The following is a 23,129-nucleotide window of genomic DNA, read 5'->3' as shown; positions in this document are numbered from 1 at the left end:
AGAGAAAGTCGATGCGACAAAACCGCTAATCCGCTACTGTTTGTAGCAGTGAATCAGTAACAGGGAGCAGAATATTGTCAGTTTGGTCGCTGTCAAACATTTCTGCTCCTCCCGTTTTTTCACTGTAATATGCCGCCAATTTTTTCGCTGTTGTGTATTGGTTGTGAAAGATAAATTGTACTTTTCTAGCCATCTCGTCATCTTCACTGTCTATAAACACACCAACCACCACCAGTAGTTTATCATCAACAAACATTCTCAAATCATTCTGTTCTCGGGTGATAAGTACCTTGGAAAAATCAGTGCTATCGGGGAACTGGCAATATATTTTCTTCTGGTTGTTAGTGGTAATGTTACAAATATAAATCACTGTGTAATGAAATAAGGTTGGATTAAACGTAAAGCTCATGTGTTGCTGATCGTCGGTCATGATCACTAATAAAGCCGGTACGTCAATTTCTACATGTGCTTGCTCAGTGAGCCTGAGTACATGATCTGCCTTTAATACCAGCAAATTATCCAAGCGTTGGTAATTGGGGCTCTGGTCTGGAAAAGTGATACGGCCACCGTTATCATAAATTTTAAGTAATAGCTGGCTTGAAAATCTGCTAGCAGCACGGATAAACCAGGCCGATCTGTCCCATTTGTTAAAACCAAGATAACGATATAGTCGATCAGCATCATGGATAATAAATAATTTTTGACTAGCGGGGTGATACCAGCCTCGATGCTGATTTCTACAATTCATTGGTATCACTTCGGGAACGCTATAATAATGGCAGAGCGTGCTAAGATCTTGTTTTAATTTTGTGATGTCTAATATTTCGTTTTGATGATAACCATCAATAAAGTTATCGGTGGCGGATAATAATAGCGTATCAAACCCGTTAGCTTGCTTGCGGATATAAAAAATCAATCCACCTTCAGTAATCGCCTTTATATCGCCATTATCCTGCGGAATAATGTAAGTTAAAAATTTATCTTTTTCCGCTAATACGTTGCCCATACTCTGTACGATCAGATGGGGAATTAGCGCTTTATGAGCCAATAGATTGCCGCTAAAAATAGCCGCTAATTGATCCGGCTCCAGGGTAGGTATGTAGCCCAGCGTTTTTTTCCCGGCAGTATTTTCTGCGGAGAGCCAGGCTCCTTGCTGGCCGTTAACCTCATGTGCGATACCCAGATAGCGCAGTTTTTGCCAATGACTACTTTGGCAAAGAACAAATTGTTCTCCATCACATTGATACCAGGCGTGCAGTGGTTTCCCTTCCTCACCCATGAGCAAGCCAAACAGGGTAAGATTTGCTTCTACCTTAATCGCTTTTTTTTGTCCGGCGGGCAGTGCTGAAACACCATGTAGCCGCTCTTGCAGTGTTCTTACGTAATGTTGCAGCGCTATTGGCCAGTTTATTTGCTGTTCGAGCCATATTTTTCTTACCCCGACCAGGGTAAGAGAATCACTATCAGATAGACGATAGATTAGCCCATCTCTCATGCTGAGCAGTGTATCCTGAATGTTGAATACCTGTTGGTTATTCAAGCCGAAATCACTCAGAGCTATTTCGCTAGCATCATAATTGTCTTGTTGCACATACAATTTAATATTTTGATAATGGTTCGCTGGTGGAATGAGGTACCAAAAGTAATAGTGACTATGGTTATCACTGCTATTTTCTACCGGCGCTTTTCCCGCCGGCTTGATAAGATAATCGACATTATTCATGGTACTGGTATCTATCTTGGCAGAAATTTTTTCATTTACGTCATAGCTTTCACTCAGTACCGGCCATATTAGCTGATGACTAAAGGATCCTATGAGTTGATCGCCTCCCGACAAGAATTGCGGTTTTTTGATGGATAACAGAGCTGTATTGGGTAAGCGGATTGGGGAAAGATGTTTATACAACAACTGTGGGGTGGCATCGTCAAGCAGGGGATTAATATTCAACATGGGATCAATGTTATCTCTGCCACCTTGTCTGACGATAAGATCGGTTAACACCCGAAAATTTTTCTCCGTTGATAGCGCATTTAGCACATTTTCTGGCAAGCCGCTGGCCTGAGTGAGCTGTAAGCTGTTATCAATATCAGCGGTATCAATCAGATAATCAAGCAAAGCTTGAACTGTGCGGGGAGGATGAGAGTCAGAGCCTGGACTGAGATAACTGTATTGCTGCTGAAAGCGAATAGTGCCAGGAGAAACTTGCCAATTGATCAGCGTTGACGGAGATTTATATTTATACTGTTCTGTCTGCATATTACTGTTTTGTGTATCAAGCAGATGACTCATATAGATTTTGATCAGCCGTTGCCAATTGAAGCGCTCTGGCAGAGATTTATTTTGTTCTATCTCCTGTTCTATCTGCGTATTCATTACTTTTATATTCATTTTATGATTGATAGGCAGGTAGATCTTTATCAGCTCTTTAGTATAAAAATCAGATACCCAGCAGATATTATGATAAGTATAAATATTGGCTTTTGTGGTTTGATCTGCCGGCTGATTATGATCAATCTCATGCGGAATAATGACTGAGACATTTCCCTTATACCAGGCATATTTTTCATTGGTAAATAATAACTCAACATGAGTGCGTTTCGTTTTATGCGTAAAAAGTGTATTGTCATCGGTTTTGGTATAAATAAAATCGTTCTGCCTTAAAGAATAAAAACAGGCTTGACTTTGCTCTTCTTCAATCGGATGAAAATTATTTATTCGCAGTAGTTTAATAACTTCTTTCAGGCCTTTGGTATATTCAGCCAGATATTTTTTTACCGTTCTCTGATTTTTATTAGCAATAATTCTATTATCTAGTAGGGTTTGTACATTAACCTGTAACGGAATTATACTTAGGTTTTGTTTATCTATTTCCAATAGACCGGTGGCAAGTTGAATAATAAGCTGCGTATTCTTGATGTCAGTAATAGTAATTTTAATTGTTTCCGTTTTTTTGTCCGGAGAATGACGCTGGAAATTTAATACTGAATCCGTCAAGGTGACTTGCATACCGGATAAATGGCTGGCAGAAATCACCCACTTTACTTTATTATTACTGCATTTTATCCTGAGGTCTGCTTGTGCTTTATTTAATCCTAACACCACAACCGCATCGCCTGTTTCTGGTGCGAAAAGCGTATAATACAAATACCCTTTGTATAGGCTATGTTCTACTTGCTGATCTTCACTAACACCTGGCGCAATGAGTTTGTAATCACCATTTCCTAATAAAATATCTATTGTTGTCCAGCTATAATTAAATATTATTTTGGTTATTACTCTCCAGACCGATGTTATCGATGCGCTTGTTTTTATCTGTTCTGCAAATATAAATCCGGGATCTTTTTGTGCAAACTGGCGCAGGGTTTTAAATTCAGGCAATGTTTGTAAAACAGGAAATAATACGGAGTCATAAATAGGTTCCATGCTGGCTCTCGGTGTCACAGGTAAGACAAACCGGTTTAAATTGGGATTGTCTTGTAGAACAGTGATGGTTTTTTCTTCTTCTATGCCTGTTAATTTATGTAAATTAATATAGGTATCCAGATCGGTAGGAATACCGGCTTTTTCCATTTTTCGTATTTGTTGACCATGCCTATCGAACAATACGGTAGGATTATTGCGTCTTCGTAGATCTATTCGGCGGATGACAACGCCTTCGACTGGGAGTAAAACCCCTTGTTCAAGGCTAAATCCTCCCTGTTGCCACCCCTCATTCATACGATTGAAATAGTGACCCCAAGTGTGTATGTTTTCTCTATTTTTTAATGAATTCTCTGTCTTATGCGGTATAAATCGACTGAGTGCAGTCAGCATAATGTTAGTTATGGATAGCATTACCGTTGCAATATTGCCGGCGATGCTAAAAGCGGTGTTCATGACATTATCGGTGATCTGTGTCATAGCACTATGATGTTTTTCTTGCTCTTTGGTTGCGATTAACTCATCAGTATTCAGTACAAAATTTTTTCTGGCTAATCCAGAAGCGATGACTTCGGTTTTTTTATTACTGGTTCTATCCATCATGTTAAAAAAACGGTTAACACTTTTCATTCTTGCTGGAATTTGACTGAGTTTACCCTCTCTAAATAATGTTAATTGTATATCAGTTGCGGTATCTGAAGTGTTGGATACATTGTTAATATCTATCGGAACAGATAGCGCGAAATAGATATCGAGCGCTTTTCTTAAATCAATAAATATTGGGCTAATATTATTAATGCCAATATCCATATCAGACCAAAATTTATATACTGATGCAGTAAAATCAGCTTTATTTCCTATATTATTAATATCAATTATTTTACTCAGGTGTTTAATTGGTAATTGCCCATTGCCAAATCGACAAAATTCCCGAATGGTTGCTGTCGATTTATCTAATAACGGGTTGATGTCGGTAAAAAATTTATTGGTTGTTTCTAATGTTTTTATTTCAATAAAATCGTTAATATTTAGATAGGGTATTCTGTATTTTTTTTCTTGTGGGTAGTATCGAATATCCGATAGTATCGCTATCCATTCATCGCCAAGTATACCTGCCATTTTTATTTTCTTAGCTGCGAATGATAGGATGTAAGGATAAATATTATTGATAATATAGCCCGATTTTGATTGCTTGATACGTTCTATATATTTAATCTTGCTATAATTGTCTTGTAATCTATTTATTTTAGTAGAAAAATTTTGTGTATTATAATCAATAAGATAAAAGGAATGATAATAAATAGAAATATTTTTAGGTAAAAGTTTAAGAAAGTTATTAATATCATAAATAGTCGAAGAAATTGTTGTGATATTTAATCCCGTGCTATTTTTTGTTATTTCTTGACGATTTAAAAAAATATAGTCATCAATATTTCCTAGATAAACGGCAGCAATAATGTCGCTCTTGCTGTACATCTTTTGCAATATTTTATTGATGTCCTGTGTGTTTCTATTTTTAGCCAAATCTATATGGTAAAAGGTAAACTGGTTGTGGCGTACCCGACTTTGTAGCCGCTCAAAAGCGATTTGAGGCGCATGGAATAGTTTGTTGATCAAAGATTTCAATGCTAATTTTCCGTTGGAAAGATTCAGTGAATCAAACCAGTCGGTATAATTTTTCTTTAATAATGAGCTGGCTAACGCCTCCATCAGGAGCGCTATCTTAGCGAGTTGGCGATCAAAAATAATGATTTCTCCTCCTCCTCCCCCCATAGCAACGAGTAATACCATGCTATCGGCAGACATTAACAGCGCGCCTTGTTGCCCGCTGTGCAACAGCGCCTGGGCGGTGTCTTCATGAATCCAGCAGGCGGATAGCTTTTTCTGATTAATGATCGGTGTCTTAGTGATGTAACCGAGTGTAAAGGGCTCTGGCTGGAAGGCAGTAACGATTTTATTGGGATCAATAAGGTACTTTTCTAAGGGGTGAGAGAGTAACGTTTTTTGATCATCTTCTTGATTATTACTGATGATGATTTTTTTGTCGCCAGGTTGTGTCAAATTCCATGTCATGCCTGATGATGTTGCTGTACCTGTCCATTTCAAGCCAATGGTATCAACAGTAATGAGTTTTTCCTGGATTATTGTGCGTTTTATTTCCACTTCTTTTTCAGTAAGAACAGCACAAAAATCGACAATAAAACGGGGTAGCTGAAAAATTTCGCCGGGCTGCTTAATATCTTCTTCTAAAAATTTAACGGTTTCGGTAAATTCAACGGTTGAAAACCCAGTAGCCATCAGGCTCAATTGTGTAATGATGTCATGGCTTCTTAATAGTGGTTGATTAATGAATAGCGGTTTATGAAGCAGTAAATTAGCGATTATTTCCCCATCGATGCTGGATTCGCCGCTGTTGTTCTCCATTCGATTATCCACCAAAATAATTCTTTTTTTTCGGTGGTCGCCAAGATATTCAGTGCCAGCAACTTTGGCTAATTGTTGTTTGAGGGGATCATAGCGATACCAAATACTCAACAGAGGATTTTGCTGATAGAGGAAATTGGCAGCTGCTAGCGCCGCCGGGTTGGCGTAGAGCTGGATAATGTATTGCTGATCGTAGCACGGGCGGTTAATTAGCAGGCTGTAGTCGCGCATTACCCCTGATAAGCGTGATTGATAAATTTCTTCAGTTAAAAAGAACACATTGATAAAAGGCTGCTCGGATGCCATGAGTGTTTTAGTGCGTTCAATCTCGACCTGATTATACAAATCGGCACAAGCATAATCATAAGCACGGATCCCGGTCAATTCATCGCTTGAGCGAGCATGTTGCCCCTTGTGGGCAATATTATCATCGCGATACTGAACCAATACACTCGCATCAAATCGCAACGATAATTCCATTAGTCGTTGCTTGTGTCAACGCTACTTTAGATTGACCACTTTTTGCTACTTTAAAATGTCCAGTTTTTGCTAATTTTCCTGTTGGGTTTCTATTCCAGGCGCCTGGATAATATCAGTCGTTTTTATAGGCAACATGCCTGCTTTGCGTTTATTTTTGAGTCGATAGCTTTCTCCTTTAATATTCAATGTGGTTGAATGATGTAAAAGCCTGTCTAAAATCGCAGTTGCTAAAATGTGATCACCGAATACGTCCCCCCAATCAGTAAAACTTTTATTTGATGTGAGAATGATGCTCGCCTTTTCATAACGACGGCTCAATAACCTGAAAAATAGGCTAGCTTCTTCGCGATTCATCGGTAAATACCCGATTTCATCCAGTATTAATACCCTGGCATAGCACAGTTGCTGAAGTTGGCGTTCCAGACGGTTTTCTTGCTTTGCCTTCATTAAGGTACAGCAGAGTCTATCCAGAGGCATAAACAATACCCGATGCCCAGCTGTAGCTGCCTTGACAGCCAGCGCTATCGCCAAATGCGTTTTCCCTACCCCAGGTGGGCCTAACAAAATGACGTTTTCATGATGTTCGACAAACCTCAGCCCCGCCAGCTCGCGGATAATTTTCCTGTCTATACTTGGTTGGAAAGTAAAGTCAAATTGCTCCAAGGTTTTTATCCACGGCAAACGTGCTTGTTTTAACCGCGATTCCAAGCCTTTTTGGTGACGCCCGTTCCATTCCTGGGCTAATGCCTGCTGGAGAAATTCACGGTAGTTCAGTGCTTTCTTGGTGGCTTCTTCACATAAACTCTCCAACGCATCGCCCAGGTAATCCATTTTTAACCGTATCAACAAGTTTTCCATTTCCATCAGAGTAGCTCCTCATACACACTGAGCGAACGAGACGCTACTCGATTGACCTGTTGCCAAAGGGCTTGATGATGTTCTGGCACCTTTTGCCAGCCCTGCGTTACCTCCTGCAAGAGATGCGTCGCGAGCAGTTGCTCATCGCCGTAAATACGTAGCGTATTATCTAAACCGATACGAATATTAACCGCACGACCACACCAGAATGAAGGCACGCTATAGCGATTACCTCTGACATCGATATAGCTGTCCCATGCCACTTGTCGTAGGTCGAAGTAGCTGGTATCGAAATCAGTCGCAGGGAGTGGCATCAAGGCTATTTTTTCCTCAGCAAAACGATTTTCCGGTGTCTGCTTGAATTGACGAAGATGACGCTGGTCTGCCACTTTCGCCAGCCACATCGCTAGCAGTTGATTAACATGAGCGAAACTCTCAAACTGACGGTAGCGAGTGAAAAAATTGTGTTTAACATAGCCCACCATCCGTTCGGTTTTGCCTTTCGTTTGCGGTCGATAAGGCTTACAGGCGCGAGGGCTAAACCCATAGTGATTAGCCAGTTGCAGGAAGCCCGCATTGAACTCGATGTGGCCATTTTGTCCATGTTTGATAACAGCGGCTTTTTGGTTATCTACCAAGACATTTTTTACGCTGCCACCGAAGTAATTGAAGCTGCGAACCAGCGATTCATACGTGTGCTCAGCATCTTGCTTAGGGGCAGCAAAGACATGAAAGCGACGCGAAAAACCGAGCGTATTAACGGCAAAATTAACCGTACAGGCAGAGCCTGCCACCTCAACGATGATTTCTCCCCAATCGTGTTGAAGTTGATAACCGGGGAGGGTTTCAAAGCGTACCGTGTTTTTCGAGGCCCTGAGCGGACGTTTGGGATGTATATAACGTCGGAGCATCGCACTCCCACCCCGGTAGCCTTTTTCACGGATTTCCTCAAAAATAACCGCCGCATTCCAAACCTGTTCACTCAACCTTGAATCGATGTAGTCTTTAAAGGGCTCGAGTTTAGCAACCTGTTTTTTACCGCGTTTTGCTGTTGGCGGCGCAGGATAGCTAATGTGCCGTCTCACCGTTTTTTCTGAACACCCTATCTGATGGGCAATATCAACAATAAATGCCCCCTGTTGATGGCGTTGTTTTATCATGTAGTGGTCCTCTCTTCTTAGCATGCTTATTTCCCTCATGGCTTTGTCACCACAAAGGAAACTGCATTCTGGCTTGAGTGGACAAATTAAATTAGCAATTTACGGTCTTTTATCATTAGCGCTGACAGCTTGAGTGCGGCTTGAGCGAATTCAGGTTGCCATTCGATCAGGGTTAACCGGTCAATGCTATAAAGGCTATGCTTAATGAGTAAATGACCTTTATTGAGATTGTCTAACATCTTTTTGATGCATAAACTATCCTTTTTCGCGACCACAGCCCGGTTATAGCCAGTGTCATATTGACATTGGAAATAGGGATCCACTTTTAATTCGTTAAGCGATTTGAAGAGAGGAATATTTTGTTCATGCGCTCTGGCCAGCACATCTTTTATCTTATTGACAAAAAGAGGTTCAACAAATTGCTCGCCTTCAACCTCTGAGGCTACCGGCACCCTCCCCGTTTGTTTCTGCTGATCTAAAATAATATTGACAATGCGCCGTTGACTTTCAGCGCCCTCTGGGTCTTCCGCGGTGCTGTCGATAAATTCGCTAAATAACGTTGTATTTATTGCGGGTAACAGGTCGGTATGCAAACAAATACCGCCATATTCTTGCAGTATCAACAGGCGACAAATATCGCTGGCGGCGGCTAGGTTGCCGCGTAACGCCAACTCTTTAATATACCATTCACTTTCTTTTTTATCTGGCGGTATTTGTATGCTATCTGTATCCGGTACAAGATCAAAGACAGTTTCAGGCGAGATATCAGGTAAAAGTTGCGATAAGTTGCGTAGGTTTAATCGATAAATTTTGGCTGTAGGATTGCGGCTTTGTAGCTCACTCAAGGCATCATCAATGCTTTTTTCATTTTTTAGTTTGATTTGTTTCAGTTCATCTTTTGTCGCTAAATTTTTATTTTGTAGAAATTCTGAGATGGCTTGATCAAAACTAAAAAAATCGGTCTCCATAGCGGTTTTAATGGTTTCATAAGCCTGATTTTGCTCTATGATCCTGTTTTCTTTAGACAAGGAATAAAGCTCACCTGTGCCGATAGTGAGCGCAGTAAGTGCTGCTTTACTCGCCTCGTTCTGTAAACGCAGTGCCAGCTCCCAAGCTAAAGTAGCTGTATTATCAACCCAGATATTTATTTCATAATCCGGATTATGTTTTATCCACAGATCGATGTATTGTTGTTGTATTTCCGTTATTTTTATCAGGCAGATAAAGTGTATTTTTTTATCTACGGTTTCTTTAATTGCTTCAATCCGTAAATCGAACACATCAATTAATTTATTTTTTTTTATTATTTTATTTTTTTCATCGATAAATATATCGGAACTTTCTTTCAATGAATCAAGAAGCTGTAGCAATAATAACATCTCTTCTGCGGTGGTTTGCTCAGGTGTCAGATTTTCATAGCAGCTCTTGAGGTTAATAAATTGTTTATAAAATATATTCTGTTGATAATAGTCATTGTTGGTATGAATGTTTCTTAGAAGGCTGATAACGAATGCGCGTTGAGCAGTTTGGTCAAGTGTGCGCTCTACATCAAATTCAAATGTCATAATCAATTTCCCTATTAATTAGCATAAATGTTGGTTTGTAATAGCCAACGCCGCCGTAACTTGAAAGGCGAAGGGTATATAGCCGAATCAGTTTAATTTGATTCAAGGCGGAGGGGATAGTAAGCAAGGAAGAAAGTAAAAGAAGGGTTGGGTGCTTAAAAAGACGCTGAAAAGTAAGTAGAGAAAGGGTTGGGTGCTCAAGCGTCGTATGTCTTTCACCGAAAAGGCGGGGCGTGAACCCCGCCTCGCGGTTAGCTCTTAAATTCGTAGTTCAGGAACACCGCTATCTCCGTGTTACCTTGTTTGATACGTAATTCACACAGTGAATCGCGCATCAGCAAGGTGAAAAGTAAGATTGTGATACAAATCACAATTAAACCGGATAACGCGAATTTTCGCGGCATTCTGACCTCCGATTGCATTTCTGCAGTTAAGAGGCTACCATAATGGTGTGTAGTCATAACGGAACCTCGGGTTAATTAAAAAAATAACTCGGGGTTTTTGTCTTTCTGTCCGTCACGACTGCTCGAGACAGAAAGCCTCAAGCACCCAAACTCATCTTAACAGAATTCTTTTTCAGTACCATCTTCTCCTTCCCAGTGACAACTTCCACCCTATTAGGCGAGGTGCCCCAATAGATTAAGTCAGACGAATAGGCTCTGGTAGGGTTCTATCGCATTAATTGAGGTTGCAGAAGGTAAATATAGGATTTATTACGAAGTGAGAGGTCTATACCCTTCGCCTTTCAAGTTACGGCTTTGTTGTCTGCGGGTGCTCGCCGAATCACGTAGTCTGTCTACGCTCATCGGCCTCACACCTTGGCCGCCTTGCCGTAACTCGAAATTCATTGGATATATACGCTGGATGAAGTTACAACAAACCAAATTGTGGCGCAGTCTACGCCAACTGTATGCAAAATACAAGGTCAATCAGGGGCGTATGAAACAGCGAATCGACTTAAGGATCGGGCATTTTTGTACACTCGCAGCCAACAACACGGCAGCTTCAAAGGCGAAGGGAGTAAATGGCAAAATAGTTCGTATCTACTAAGCTCATCAATGGAAAAGTAGGCGGAGTGCTATAAATTAAAATTGTCGGTCAGACAAAAGAGGATCATCATGGAACAAACGATTAACCCAATAAATGAATTTAAAAAAGGGATTGATGTTTCACACTTTCAAGGAAATATCGATTGGTCGCGGGTAGCGGCCAGCGGTATTTGTTATGGCATGGCTAAAATGAGCGAAGGCGCAACCTATACAGATGAGCGCTTTGTAACGAATTTTAAAGGGATGAAAAGCCAGGGTATCGCCGCCGGGGGGTATCATTATTTCCGGGCTTTAAGCAGCTCGGCACAACAGCAACGGGACAACATCCACGCCAGATTGAATGACAGTGGATTTGACCTTACCCAAGATAGGCTGGCAATAGATGTAGAAGCAGGGGGAAATGAAGGCGCGACACCCGATCAAATGGCGGATAATTTATATGAATTGGTCAATTTGCTGAAAGACTCGCTGCTTAATGGTCGTTTTCCTTACATTTATACTTCTCCCAGCGTTTGGACTGAAAAAGTGGCGTGGAAAAAATATGATTTCAGTGGCTGTCCTCTTTGGATTGCTCATTGGAGTGCGACTGAACCGAAGGTTCCGGATACCTGGAAAGATAAAAGTTGGTGTTGGTGGCAGCATAGTAGTAAAGGAAAGGTTGAAGGGATAGTTGGTAGCGTGGATCTCGATTGGATTAAATCTTAGAGCTTGTTCGAAATCTCTTGTACTCGCTGATATACCCTTCGCCTTTCAAGTTACGGCTTTGTTGTCTGCGGGTGCTCGCCGAATCACGTAGTATGTCTACGCTCATCGGTCGGTCGCCCTTGCCGCCTTGCCGTAACTCGAAATTCATTGGGTATACTTCGTTAAAAACGAGCTCAAAATGCGCATTACTCTATGTAAACTGCGCTTTTTCGCCCGTTTTTTCCTCGTCTGAGCGTCGCTCAAGAAGATTTTGAATAGTCTCTCAGTTGAGGAATAAGATGAAAGCGTCCCTTTTCACCCCTACCCAAGCCGCTGAGTGGGGTCTGTTGATCGCTGATGTGATGAATGCTTACCAAGCAGGCGATCCTCATATTATGTGCCGCCAACCGTTGCCTGGCAGCCGCCTCGCAGCGAGCTGGCAGATCCAAGGTTGTCTGGTAGCCAATGATGCTTTTGGTTTAAGTGATGCTAACAGTTGGCGCTTTTATGGCGTATTAGCACAACAGGTGGAAACGAGCGAGTATGCCGTTGTGCTACGTGGTACGGCAAATATACAAGAGTGGATCGATAGCCTCAAATGTTGTTTGATTTCCCATCCTGCTCTAGAGGCGGGGAAAGTCGAAGAAGGGTTTTTTCGCCTGTACCAAAGCATGAGGTATCTTCCCCTGCGTCAAGACGGAAACGGGTTACTCTCAAATATTCCAGACAATGCGCCCAGTGCTGCCTCCGGGATTTATGATGCGGTGGATAAGCACCATTTGGTCATTACTGGCCATAGCTTGGGTGCTGCCTTGGGTACCTATTTAGCCTTTGATCTCGCTGATCGCTATTATAGTGATCAGCCTCAGGCGGCAACATTGAGCATGTGTTTGTTTGCCTCACCGCGTCCAGGTGACAAAGGCTTTGCTGATCGTTTTGAAGGGCTAATGGCTGACTGTTACTTAGTCTACAATTATGCACGCGATATCGTGCCGCATCTGCCCCCTTCCTTATTCGACTATTGTTCTCTCACTCAGGTTGTCGAGCTAACACCCCAAATGGCTCAAGCCGTTATTGCCGCCGATATTGCCTGTAACCACCATATTTTGTGCTATTGCGCGATGCTGGACTATAACTGTATTGAAAATTGGCATCTTCTTTTGGCGCGTACCGGAGATAACAACACTTGTATTTGTGGTTCTAATATTCAATAGAGCCATTAACTTTCCTTCTTGTTCTCTTTTTACCATCATTTATTACAGAGAGATATCCAAACGAAATTCAGCCAAGCTGATCACATGTACTATAATTTATCGCACGCTGGCTACAGACGGCGATAAGCGATTATGGCTCAGCGAAGGCGTCCATAAGGTTGGCATAAATGAGGTTTCCATTGGATCGCCAACGGATAATGCGCCCATCGCTTGGATCAGCCGTTGATAACCGTTATTTTCATTAAAAATGGGTTTGGTGCGTTCTGTTATATCCTCGCGGCTCAGTCGCGTTTCTCCTATTTTGATCAGCTGGATGCCATGAGATGAAGATAGGAAATGGTTTTTTACCCTAATACTGTTTTCGCCATCGGGCAGTTGTATCAGCAGATCATTTCCTTCCTGAGTAAACTGTAAGTCTTGTGCGCTAATATCGGCGAGAAGCTTCACTGTATTAGCGCCGTGGCTGTCCTCGATAACATCGTGGCCATCACCCAGCCGAAAAGTATAGGTGTCATCTCCTTGCCCACCCAGCAGCCAATCATCTCCCTTGCCTCCCAAAAGATAATCGTTTCCTTCCCCTGCATCGAGCCAATTATTGCCTTCCCCCCCAATGAGTTCGTCTTGCAGCGCGCCGCCGCGTAACCAATTATGGCTTTTTCCCGTATCGATAACTTTATTTTTATTCAAGCCACCAGCAATGTAGTGGTTTCCTGTTTGGCTCAGCAGTGGGGTGCCAATAACGGAAGACGGTGATCTTGTGTGTAGCGCGGTATTGTGTAGCGCGGTATTGTAATGATGGTCAGCGATTGCCTGCATCAGCGTTGCAATATTGTAACAGGCTCCCGCCACTTCCACTGTTGCCAGCAAAGTTCCCTGTGAGTTGAAGTAGTTGTTTAATGTTATCAGACCGGATTGCCTTCCCTCTCGCGCCGCAATAACGATATTAAGATGCTCCGCTTTTTTATATAACCAAAGATCAGCCAGGGTGATCCCCTCTAAACGTAACTGGTTTCTCCCCTCGCAGTCGGTTATTTCATCCTCGCCATCCCCTAAACGATAGAGGTAAGTATCATTACCGATACCACCAAACAGCCTGTCATTGTCTGTACCGCCATCAAGTATATCGTCACCATTGCCGCCAAATAAGATATCGTTGCCAGCGCCGCCATACAGGCGATCATGTCCAATGCCGCCGTCAAGCAGATCGTCTCCTGCCTCCCCTTCCAACCTGTCGTTACCCATACCGCCGAACAGGCGATCGTTTCCTTCTCCCCCATACAGATGGTCATTACCTGCTTCACCAAACAGACTGTCGTTACCGCTTAGCCCATATAAATGGTCGTCTCCTGCTCCGCCTTCTTGCCAATTGTCTTGCTCATCGCCCCTGATGTTGTTATTGGTTTCGTCTCCGACGGTGCGTGCAGTCGTCGCTAACAGATCATTGAGGCGATAATTTTGCTGCTCTAGCCGGATGATTTCTAGCTGATGATCGGCGGAAAGGAAGTGATTTTTCACCCTAATGATGTTTATTGCATTATTTTTATCGCCTGCCTTCGGCGCAATAACGATCTGTAAATCGTCGTATACTCGGAGCAATCTAACCTGCTGGCGCGTGATCCCAGCAAGTAACATCAATGTATCAACACCTTTTATGTCTTCGATCTCATCATCACCATCACCGTACTGATACAGGTAAAGATCGTTTCCTGTGCCGCCCGCTAAATGGTCGTTGCCTTTATGACCCTGCAATATATCGTCGCCCTCACCGCCATCCAGCCTATCGTTATCACTGCCGCCATAGAGCTTGTCATTGCCCTCACCGCCATAAAAGGTTTTTTTACCTTCAGGCAGCGCAGGCGCCTGTGGATTTTGTTTGGGATCCAGCATCGGATTGCCATTTGTATAGGGAACGACGCGGATTTCATCATCTCCCACCCCGCCATGGATTGTGCGATCACTCCGACTTTTGTCAGTAATGATGTCGTTGCCCCCTAGCGCGTCGAAGGTGTTATTGGGCAGCATCACCGCCCCCGATAACTCGAGGGTATCCTTGCCCTGTGTCGCTTGGATCGCTGATTTTTTTTGCCCAAGATAGGCCTGCCCCTGTTCGTCGATATCCAAGGCATAGTCATTGCCATAGCGGTCAACCACCACCAAATGTCGATAACGGCTAGCGGTAAAGAAGCGTTTGATCTTGATTTCAAGAATACCGAGCCGTTGATCAAGAGTGTTGGCACACAAAACCAAATCATCCCCCTCTCGACGCAACTGGTTTAATTGATCGATAGAAACCGAATGCAAAACAATGATATCGGGCGGAAGCTCAGCCTGATCAATCACATATTGTGTCGATCTGGGTTGGTAACGGGCATCATCGTTATCAATTGTCACCACACGGCGGTGTTTTGCATGATGGACAATATTATAGATATCTGTCCCTACCCCTCCTGTTAGTTTGTCGTCACCGTATAAACTGTTGAGAACATTGTTATGTTGATCACCGGTTATATCGTCATTGTGTTCGGTATCTTGCAGACGCAATTGTAGAAAAGGAGGGAGTATTCTTTCTGTGCCATTAACGGTGACGATGCCACGGCCGTTAAGCTGTTTTAGTTGCACCTGCTGCCCCGCCTCTAATGGCTGGTGGAAGAAATCCCGCTGGCTTTCATCCAATTGCGCCACGTATTCCACGGCAATCACTGGCAATCGCCAGCTTCCATCCACCGAGCGTTTGATCACTTTTGGCCAGCCTCGACCCGGCTCCCCCTGTGGATCATAGAGCACAAAGCCGTCAGAAGTACGTAAATTATAGTTAGTTAACAATTCAAGTTGCAGGCCATCAGCGGAAAGTTGATACGCATCCTGTAACAATAAGGTGGTGTGGCTGCCGTTTTTATTGGTCAATAGCCATTGTATTTGATAGCGCCCCTGCTCCTGCTCAACTAACAGGATCGACTCGATGTCATTAATAGCGAATTCCAGTTTTACCACGCTGTATTCTTGCTTTGCCTGCGCATTTTTATCAGATGAAGCGTCATCACGTACATAAACGGTGGCATCAATAGCCTGTAAATGCTGCTGAATAATATAGGTGTCTATGTCTATGCCGCCTTCTGCTCTGCCATTGGCCAATGCCAAAATATCATTGCCGGCAAGACCAAGCAGGATATCGCGCCCGCCCCCTTGTCCACTTAGGTAGTTAGCCTGATTATTGCCGGTGAAATAATCGTTGGATTGAAAGTGTCCGATGGCATTTTCAATGTTATGCAACCGAGCGACCCGCTGTTGACGACCCGGATCGAGGCGAATTTTTTCCCCTTCGATACGGCCGCTGACTTCATTTGCCAGTGAATTGATGGTTCCTTCTATCAAATCAATCTGATAACCCCAACCATTGACTGGTTTTCCGGCAAGAATGACTATATCGCCATCATCCGCTGGCGTAGCTTCGCCACCATTAAAGGTATTGATAGCCCCCTCTTGAGTGTGAGCACTTAAATAAAAGCGATCAGCCTGTTGGCCACCGATATAGCGTCCATTCGGCTGGGTCTTAAAGTGATTAGGGCGATTTTTATAGCCCTGTAGCTCGTCTTTTCCTCCTCGCAGATCCCATACCACCGCGGCATTCACGCGGCGGGAAGTAGGCGACAACGCCACCATGCTGACGCTGTGTAAGCCAGGGGGTTGATATTGACGTAAAAGCGTCTCTGACAGCGCACGGTATTTTTGTCGATAAAGTGTGTCATGCACCTGTTGGCGAATTTTTTCACGTGATTTTTTAAGCAGATTAGCGTAGTGCTCAGCGCGGACAGTGCGGTAAGTGGCTTTGATCTGCGCGCTTTCTGGCCGTTTTCTATAGCCATTAACGGCGTCACGATGGGCTTTAGCGCGGTTTTCTGCCTGATAATAGGCGGTTATTCGCGCCCGCTCCTCATCACCATGTGTTGGATTGTCACAGTGATCCTGATGTGAGAGGCATTCTTCAACCTGTGCTTGGTACCAAAGATTTACCAATCTCTCGGTCTCCGCAGCGTAATGCTGGTTGTAAAGGCGGCTAGTGGCTGCTGCCATTGATTCAGACTCAAATGCTAAACTGGCATACACCTTAGCATACAGCTCGGTCTCAATTTCAGCTTCAATGTCTTGCGGTTTCAGCGCCTTGGCATAGGCCACATGATGATAAGTTTGTGCGTATTCTTCCGCTTGATAGTGAATGTCATCGAGCTGATGTTGATAATCACGCTCCCAGCGCACAGCATTAAAAGTATCATCGACGTCTTGCAGTGCCATCGGTTGGAAATAGTATTTATCGCTTTTTTCAACCTCAAACGATATCAAAGCTGTGTCATATTGACGCTCAAAATTGACTTTAGCCCGCGCCATCTCTTCTTGTGTGCCTATTTTTATGGTATTGAAAAGATCGATAGGAAGCATGCCAGGCACATTCATGGTGCTTATCGGCACCATTTTCAATTTAAAATAATGATGCTGGCTATAATCAAAACGACCTCGGCTGTAAAAATAGAAAGCGCTTTCGGGATCGTCGAGCAGAGCATAGTAAGCCCGTTGCTGTAACCATCCGTCAAAATTGAATCGGTCTGTTGGACGTTGTACCGCCTCGGCATAACGCCTTTGTACATCAGCGGTAAATTCTTGCCACCAAAAATTGCGCCACCCATTGACCCATTTTTCTCCCGTACTCAGTGTGATCTTCTCTTCTAAGCGTTGAATGGCATTGACGGCAGAATGAATTTTCCCTACCGCCAGCAGCGCGGCACCGAGCACGATACCCGCGGGTCCCGCCGCCGCCGCGATGGCCGCACCACCGAATAAAAAAGCAGCGGTGACCGTCAGATTAACCACTGCGCCCGCCACGGCTAATCCGCCTTCAATATAAAGCTCTCGTCTGCGTGCGGGATCCTTCTCGTTGCTCGCCTTGGTGAATGCCTCTATTGCGGTATGAACATCAAACACCAAGCCACAGGCGCTTAAGGCAGCCCCTCCCCATTTGATTAGTCCGAGTTTCAAGCCATTTATCGTTCCCCCTTTTGCCTGCTGCTGGGCAAAGGATCCTGCAACATGACTGAGGAAAGTTTGTAGCGGATCGGCCAGACCATTGTAGCCAAAACTTGCCCAAGCCCAATCTCGCTGATATTCCAGATCGCGCCGCTCTGCTGGCGTTAGTGCATCACTGGCTAAGCTTTCATGCAGCATTGATAGCCCCATAAGGCCATCGATGTAGCCAAAAATTTGTGATGCGTAGGACAAACGATGAATACCAATATTGAAACGCATCCAGCCAAGGCGCGCTTGATGATGGAGTGTCGACATCAATTGAGTATCAGTGGTAGCTTGTTGAGCACTACTGAGTTGCAGGTGACGGTCGATGATCTTCAGTAAACGCTGTGCTTCAACAGACAAACGCGAGCCCTGGCTGAGGGGCAATAGCGCATGATGAACGCCGCTTTCAATACGTTTGCGTAAGCGTTTTAACAAACCCAGTACGGTTTTTGCCACTTCGGTATCGGGTGAAAGATGAGTAAAAAAACGTAGCCAAGTAGATGAAATAAATTTTAATTTGCTAAACAGCTGCCAATCATTAAGGTGCTCAGGTGACAAGGGCTGCTCTGCGCCCATTTGGTTGAGCACCCTGATATCGGTAACGGTTAACGGCATTTGCACTGTAGGCACATAGCGATGCTGTCTGTGATCAAAGCTCAAACTGACTCTCGCATGACGTGCACTCAGCTCTGCCTTGCCACCTGATACCAAGTGTCGGTGCCCGATCCCTCGCTCCGCTTCTGCTGTGCTGATTTTGATTTCATCTGAGTAACCGACGATTTCAGCGGGGACTATGCCGCGTTTAGATAATTCAGGTGCCAAGTCAAACAAAAAGCCGCTTTCATGATTATCATTGACCAATGCACAGCTGATCAGGATCAGTTTATTGACCGCTTTATCGACAGCATATTGTGTTGCCAGTGTGCTACAGAGCTGTTTTGCTACTTCGGCTAATTCCGCCGCAGGGTATCCTGCCAGTGTAGTGTTATTGTGCGCATTATCTTTACCGCCGCGCCCATGCCCGACAAAAAACAGATCCAGCTCACCCGGTAAGTGCTGTGGGTCACCGTAGACTAAACGCAGTTTTCCTTGCACATCCCGCTGAAAAATTACTGTGTGTTTAGGATATTTACTGGCCAGATCACCGGCCGCGATCAGGCTGGCAGCGTCATTTTCCAATTGGATGATAACGCGATTTTTTTGCCTCCCCTCACCGTTGACATCTGTATTTTCTTGCTGCACCACAGGGATCGCCCAGCGATCGACCTCATCGCGTTGCAGCGAGTCAGGGGCACTAAGGCTGCCGCTTTCATCTAAAAATGCAGGCATCATGATTTGGTTAAACAGAGGGGTCAGCTGGGTTTGAATTTGTTCGGAGACACTATGAGAAAATTGAGATCCACCGCTAGCAAGAGGCTGCTGCCATGATGACCAGGTGCTACCATCGGCAAAATGGTAAATGGCTTTACCATAGATGCTGACTCCTTTACGACCCCTAATAAGAATATTGTCTTGCAGAAACAGGCTTTGCCCTTCCTGAGGAAAGGGGATTTGTAACTGCAAATGCACAAATGGGTTTTCTCCTCTTTCAATCTGCGTCATTTTAGCTGCGATAACATCGCCATTTTCCTGTATTAAATTAAATTTCTCTCCATGCACTACTGAAGAAACACGCACATCCCTTGCTTTTTTCACCGCACTGGCGGTGAGTAATAATTGAGGAAAATGTGCAGCACTGTTAATAACCTCTGTCAATGAGGGGAGATGTTTAAAGGGGTAGATTATCCGGGTCGCGCGAAATTGTTGAAGCGCGACATCTTCAGGAGTAGCAGGATTTAGCGGCGTATGGGCATGTTGGGCATAATCAGGAAACTCCAAATCTAGATTATCAACACCTGATATTTTCAATACAAAATCGTTTCTGCCCGCCGTCGGCGACAAATCATTTTGATAGACGAGCTGTGCGAGAAGCGTTTTGCCGGTCGCAGTCTGCACCGCCACTTTTTTGCCGATATCTTGCGCCATCAGACGCCGATTTAAACGCCAAACAGCGCCACTATGGGTATCGATACGTACCACACTGAGCGGTTCAATATCTGCCTTGAGTAAGGGTATGAAAGCGTTTTTAAGTATCTCGCTGGCTTGTTGATCAATGAGTTCTTTTAACTTGCCCTCTCTATATTGGCTATTATCAAAAATTTTCTGCTCTACAATCGTATCCAATGCCCTTTCTGTATTTGTGGTTAATCTGGGTAAAATAACCTCACGAATAACCCTATCAATTTCAGCTATCAGTTGCTCTGACTTTCCTTCGGAAAACGTCTGTGAATACATGAAGGTTTCTAACGATAGCGCGTTTGAATAGAAGGGTAGCAGGCCGGTGAGTTTCCTTACTGCCGCCGCGGCACTGAACGATGGAAGAAAAAGAGAATCAATTTTTGCTCGTAAAGCCTTTTTCAGCTCCAAATGATAAGCCGGCTGTAACAGTTCATCCAAGGGTAACATTTGGCTGATCCTTTCGCTCAAGGCACCATTTAGCACTGGAGAGGGGAGCGCAGGATGCCCTGACCCTGTGACGGTAGGTTGACCCGGCTTTATTTGGATTATGCCGTTTTCATCGGCTATATGAAAAGATACTGTGCTTCCGTCCGCTTTCAATAAGGTAAACATCCGACCAATGTCCTCTGTTGCCAGAGGCCGATTCATCGCCCAATGAGCATCACCTGGTACGGGTTTTGGCTGCAAAGGCGGCAGAGGTTCATTCAAGGCATAAGTCAATAATTTTGTAATAATGGCCTGGTGTAGATCGCCGTATATCATGGTGTTACTGGCGTCAAAGAGATACTCGTTTAGTGTGCGCTCTATGACCTGATCATTTAACCTGGGTAAAATGATCCGACTCAGCACCCTGGTTAGCCAAAATTGTAGGCTCTGTTTTTGCTCTGGTGAGGATAATATTTCCACTACAGGGGCTAACTCTGCTAACGCTGAAGCTGTTGCATTAGACGGCAATAAGCCGCGGATCATGTTAAGCGCTGATGTCAGATCGTTAATCGTCGGTTGGTTTATTTTTGACATGACAGCAGACTTAAGCTGTGCACGATAATCGGCTATCACAACGTCCAATTCCTGTTGTAACTGGTCGGTTATATAGCCGGTATCTTGCGGTGGTGTTAACCATTCACGGTTTGGCGAGCCGTCCGCAAAGGTGTAAATCACCCGCCCATAGCACCATTTACCATTGATAAGAGTGGGAATATTATCTTGTAGTGCCCTTTGCTGTTCTAAAAGGGCTCTGGATGTGGTTCCGGAGGTGCTTCTGGATGTGGTTTTCGGTATTTGCAACCTGATGAATGGGTTGTCTCCGTCGCTAATCGCGACGACTGTTGCTACTGTGCCATTTAACAGTTTCCATTTATCGTCGTGACGGGATATGGTTTTTTTTTCCATTGCCCGCGCTATTTTTCTTTCCCCTTCTGTGTGCACGCTTCTACGCCGAATTGGATAGTTTTCTAAGGGCGATTTAACCTGAAAAAAATACAACTGGCTGATGATGCCAGACAGCTCTAAATGAAAATATCCCCCTTGAGATTGAGCGGACAGACCGACGCCGGTTGTACTCGGCGCATTAAAATGTATGCGAGCAAATGCCGTAAGCCCTTCCAATAGCGGAATCTTTACCATGGTATCGATATCTGCCAGGCTAAGTGCTCTGTTCATTATCAAATCATTGCCTTTGCATTCTATAGTAAGCGGTATCGGCGGCTGTGTTAGGGCGGCTGTGAGTAAGCTATTCATCGCTGCCCTCACTTGTACCGCTATAAATTGATCGAAGTTTCTAAAGACATATTTTCCCTTGCGGAGAACATCCGATACTGTTTTTTTCACTAATTCATCGCTGATCCTGGGAAGTAAAATACGACAGATTTTTTCTGTTCTTTCCGATAGCGGTATTTTTTGCAACGCCGCTCGCCGTGGATCATCGAGTGGTAATATCATCGCTAAATGGGAAAAATTAATGTACTGGAGATAGTCGCCAATTTTGGCGATGATTTTCGGCTGCAAGGTATCAATCACTGTATCCATCAGCGTTAAATGCCGTGAGATCTCTGTTTTTAACGATCTCTCGGTATGGACAGGAAGCCTATGATGCTTAAAGGATAATTTTGATTGGTCAGGGAACAGATAGGAGATGCGGCCGTATTTTTCTTCTCCATGCCGTAACACCGGGATATTGTGTTGGAGTACCGCTTCATTGACATCGGCTCGGGAAGCAGCAACCCTCAGTTTTACCTGTGGCTCATCTCCTTCGCCAATGAAGATCACTTCTGTAACAGTGCCGTCGCTGAGAGTAAAGGTGTCACCGACTTTTTCTACTGACGCCTTTTTTTCACTTCTTTTAATCATGACGTCATACTGAACCTCACTGCCAAAAGGGGCACGGATGTGTTGTAAATGAAGGGTGTCGGTAGCGGGAAGGCCAAATATTTCTAATGTAAATTTTTGATCGGTATCATCAAAACCGACCTGAGCAAAGACAGGTTCGCCCTCCATCGTTGGAATTTTAACCATGCTGCCCACGTCTTCTTTACTAAAATAGCGATTTGCTTTCCAACTTGTGCCTTCGCGTTCTATCAATAGAGGGATAAGCGGCGAATTCAGTAATCTGCTGAAGGCGCTTCTTATGATCTTAGGAGCCTGATATCTTATCGAGGTATCATCAGTACCATACTGGTTAAGCTGTTGTGCCATCGCTAAGAGAAAAGCTTCGCTTAATCTTGGTAACAGAATGAACCTAATCACCTCGCCAAGCTTGGTGCGTATTTTAATTTCATTCTCTAAAGAGATCCTCAGATTGGGTTGCCATGGAATAGGAATGGCATCAGAACCCAATACAGGCTGATCCTGCTGAAGCGACGGTGTCGATAACAACATAAATAGGTTAACTTCTGGGATATCAGGTAGCAGCGCAGTGATGATTTCAGTGACCGAGCCGAGTGAGTGGGGTTGCTGTAAAATACTCATTAAAGTAGTAATGATAGGTTGTTGTAAAATACCCGTCAAAGTAGTAATGATATTTTGTTCAGCGGGGTTTGTTATCTGACTCGAACCTGCGATGGCCGCCACAGCTGAACCTGTTTTATTTGCATCTAGTTTTATTCTTTTTGCTGAAGGAACTAACGAATCTTGTACCATGATCTATTTATAAATGC

At 43.9% G+C, this 23,129-nt stretch carries 10 protein-coding genes; 2 read left to right on the top strand and 8 right to left on the bottom strand.

Annotated features, from left to right (window positions below; genetic code table 11):
• Positions 1-25: 25 nt before the first annotated feature.
• The 6 genes from AACL30_RS10370 to AACL30_RS10345 form a co-directional block, all read right to left on the bottom strand.
• The gene (locus AACL30_RS10370) at positions 26-6,325 is read right to left on the bottom strand and encodes a hypothetical protein (protein WP_339056590.1); all 6,300 of its coding nucleotides are present in this window, start codon (positions 6,323-6,325) and stop codon (positions 26-28) included.
• A 69-nt stretch (positions 6,326-6,394) separates the two neighbouring features.
• A complete protein-coding gene (gene istB / locus AACL30_RS10365) occupies positions 6,395-7,192 on the bottom strand; it encodes an IS21-like element helper ATPase IstB (protein WP_339058365.1) in 798 nt (265 codons plus the stop codon).
• Complete coding sequence (gene istA, locus AACL30_RS10360) at positions 7,189-8,367, bottom strand: IS21 family transposase (protein WP_339056344.1); 1,179 nt, start codon at positions 8,365-8,367, stop codon at positions 7,189-7,191. The genes istB and istA overlap by 4 nt, the downstream gene beginning before the upstream one ends.
• A 62-nt stretch (positions 8,368-8,429) precedes the next feature.
• Positions 8,430-9,908 carry a TcdA/TcdB catalytic glycosyltransferase domain-containing protein gene (locus AACL30_RS10355; protein WP_339056589.1) on the bottom strand — a complete coding sequence of 493 codons (1,479 nt, stop codon included), beginning with the start codon at positions 9,906-9,908 and terminating at the stop codon, positions 8,430-8,432.
• Between the two features lie 251 nt (positions 9,909-10,159).
• On the bottom strand, positions 10,160-10,312 hold the full coding sequence (locus AACL30_RS10350; protein WP_339056588.1) for a Hok/Gef family protein: 153 nt from the start codon (positions 10,310-10,312) through the stop codon (positions 10,160-10,162).
• Between the two features lie 309 nt (positions 10,313-10,621).
• Positions 10,622-10,756, bottom strand: coding sequence for a hypothetical protein (locus tag AACL30_RS10345; RefSeq protein WP_339056587.1), 135 nt, complete (start codon positions 10,754-10,756; stop codon positions 10,622-10,624).
• Between the two features lie 270 nt (positions 10,757-11,026).
• Between AACL30_RS10345 and AACL30_RS10340 the strand changes: the two genes are divergently transcribed.
• Entirely contained in the window at positions 11,027-11,662 is a 636-nt protein-coding gene (locus tag AACL30_RS10340; RefSeq protein WP_339056586.1) for a glycoside hydrolase family 25 protein, read from the top strand.
• Here AACL30_RS10340 and AACL30_RS10335 read toward each other — a convergent pair.
• Positions 11,652-11,810: a hypothetical protein gene (locus AACL30_RS10335; protein WP_176603483.1), complete on the bottom strand. Its 159-nt coding sequence runs from the start codon at positions 11,808-11,810 to the stop codon at positions 11,652-11,654. The two genes, AACL30_RS10340 and AACL30_RS10335, sit on opposite strands and share 11 nt — an antisense overlap.
• 130 nt (positions 11,811-11,940) lie before the next feature.
• Between AACL30_RS10335 and AACL30_RS10330 the strand changes: the two genes are divergently transcribed.
• Positions 11,941-12,855, top strand: a complete 915-nt coding sequence (locus tag AACL30_RS10330) for a lipase family protein (protein ID WP_339056585.1) — start codon at positions 11,941-11,943, stop codon at positions 12,853-12,855.
• Positions 12,856-12,951: 96 nt separating this feature from the next.
• Here AACL30_RS10330 and AACL30_RS10325 read toward each other — a convergent pair whose 3' ends face one another.
• The gene (locus tag AACL30_RS10325; protein ID WP_339056584.1) at positions 12,952-23,112 is read right to left on the bottom strand and encodes a C80 family cysteine peptidase; all 10,161 of its coding nucleotides are present in this window, start codon (positions 23,110-23,112) and stop codon (positions 12,952-12,954) included.
• Positions 23,113-23,129 lie beyond the last annotated feature (17 nt).

The sequence above is a fragment of the Candidatus Regiella endosymbiont of Tuberolachnus salignus genome, from assembly GCF_964020115.1.
GTDB classification, from domain to species: domain Bacteria; phylum Pseudomonadota; class Gammaproteobacteria; order Enterobacterales; family Enterobacteriaceae; genus Regiella; species Regiella insecticola.
This window is presented reverse-complemented; position numbering and strand designations above follow the sequence as displayed.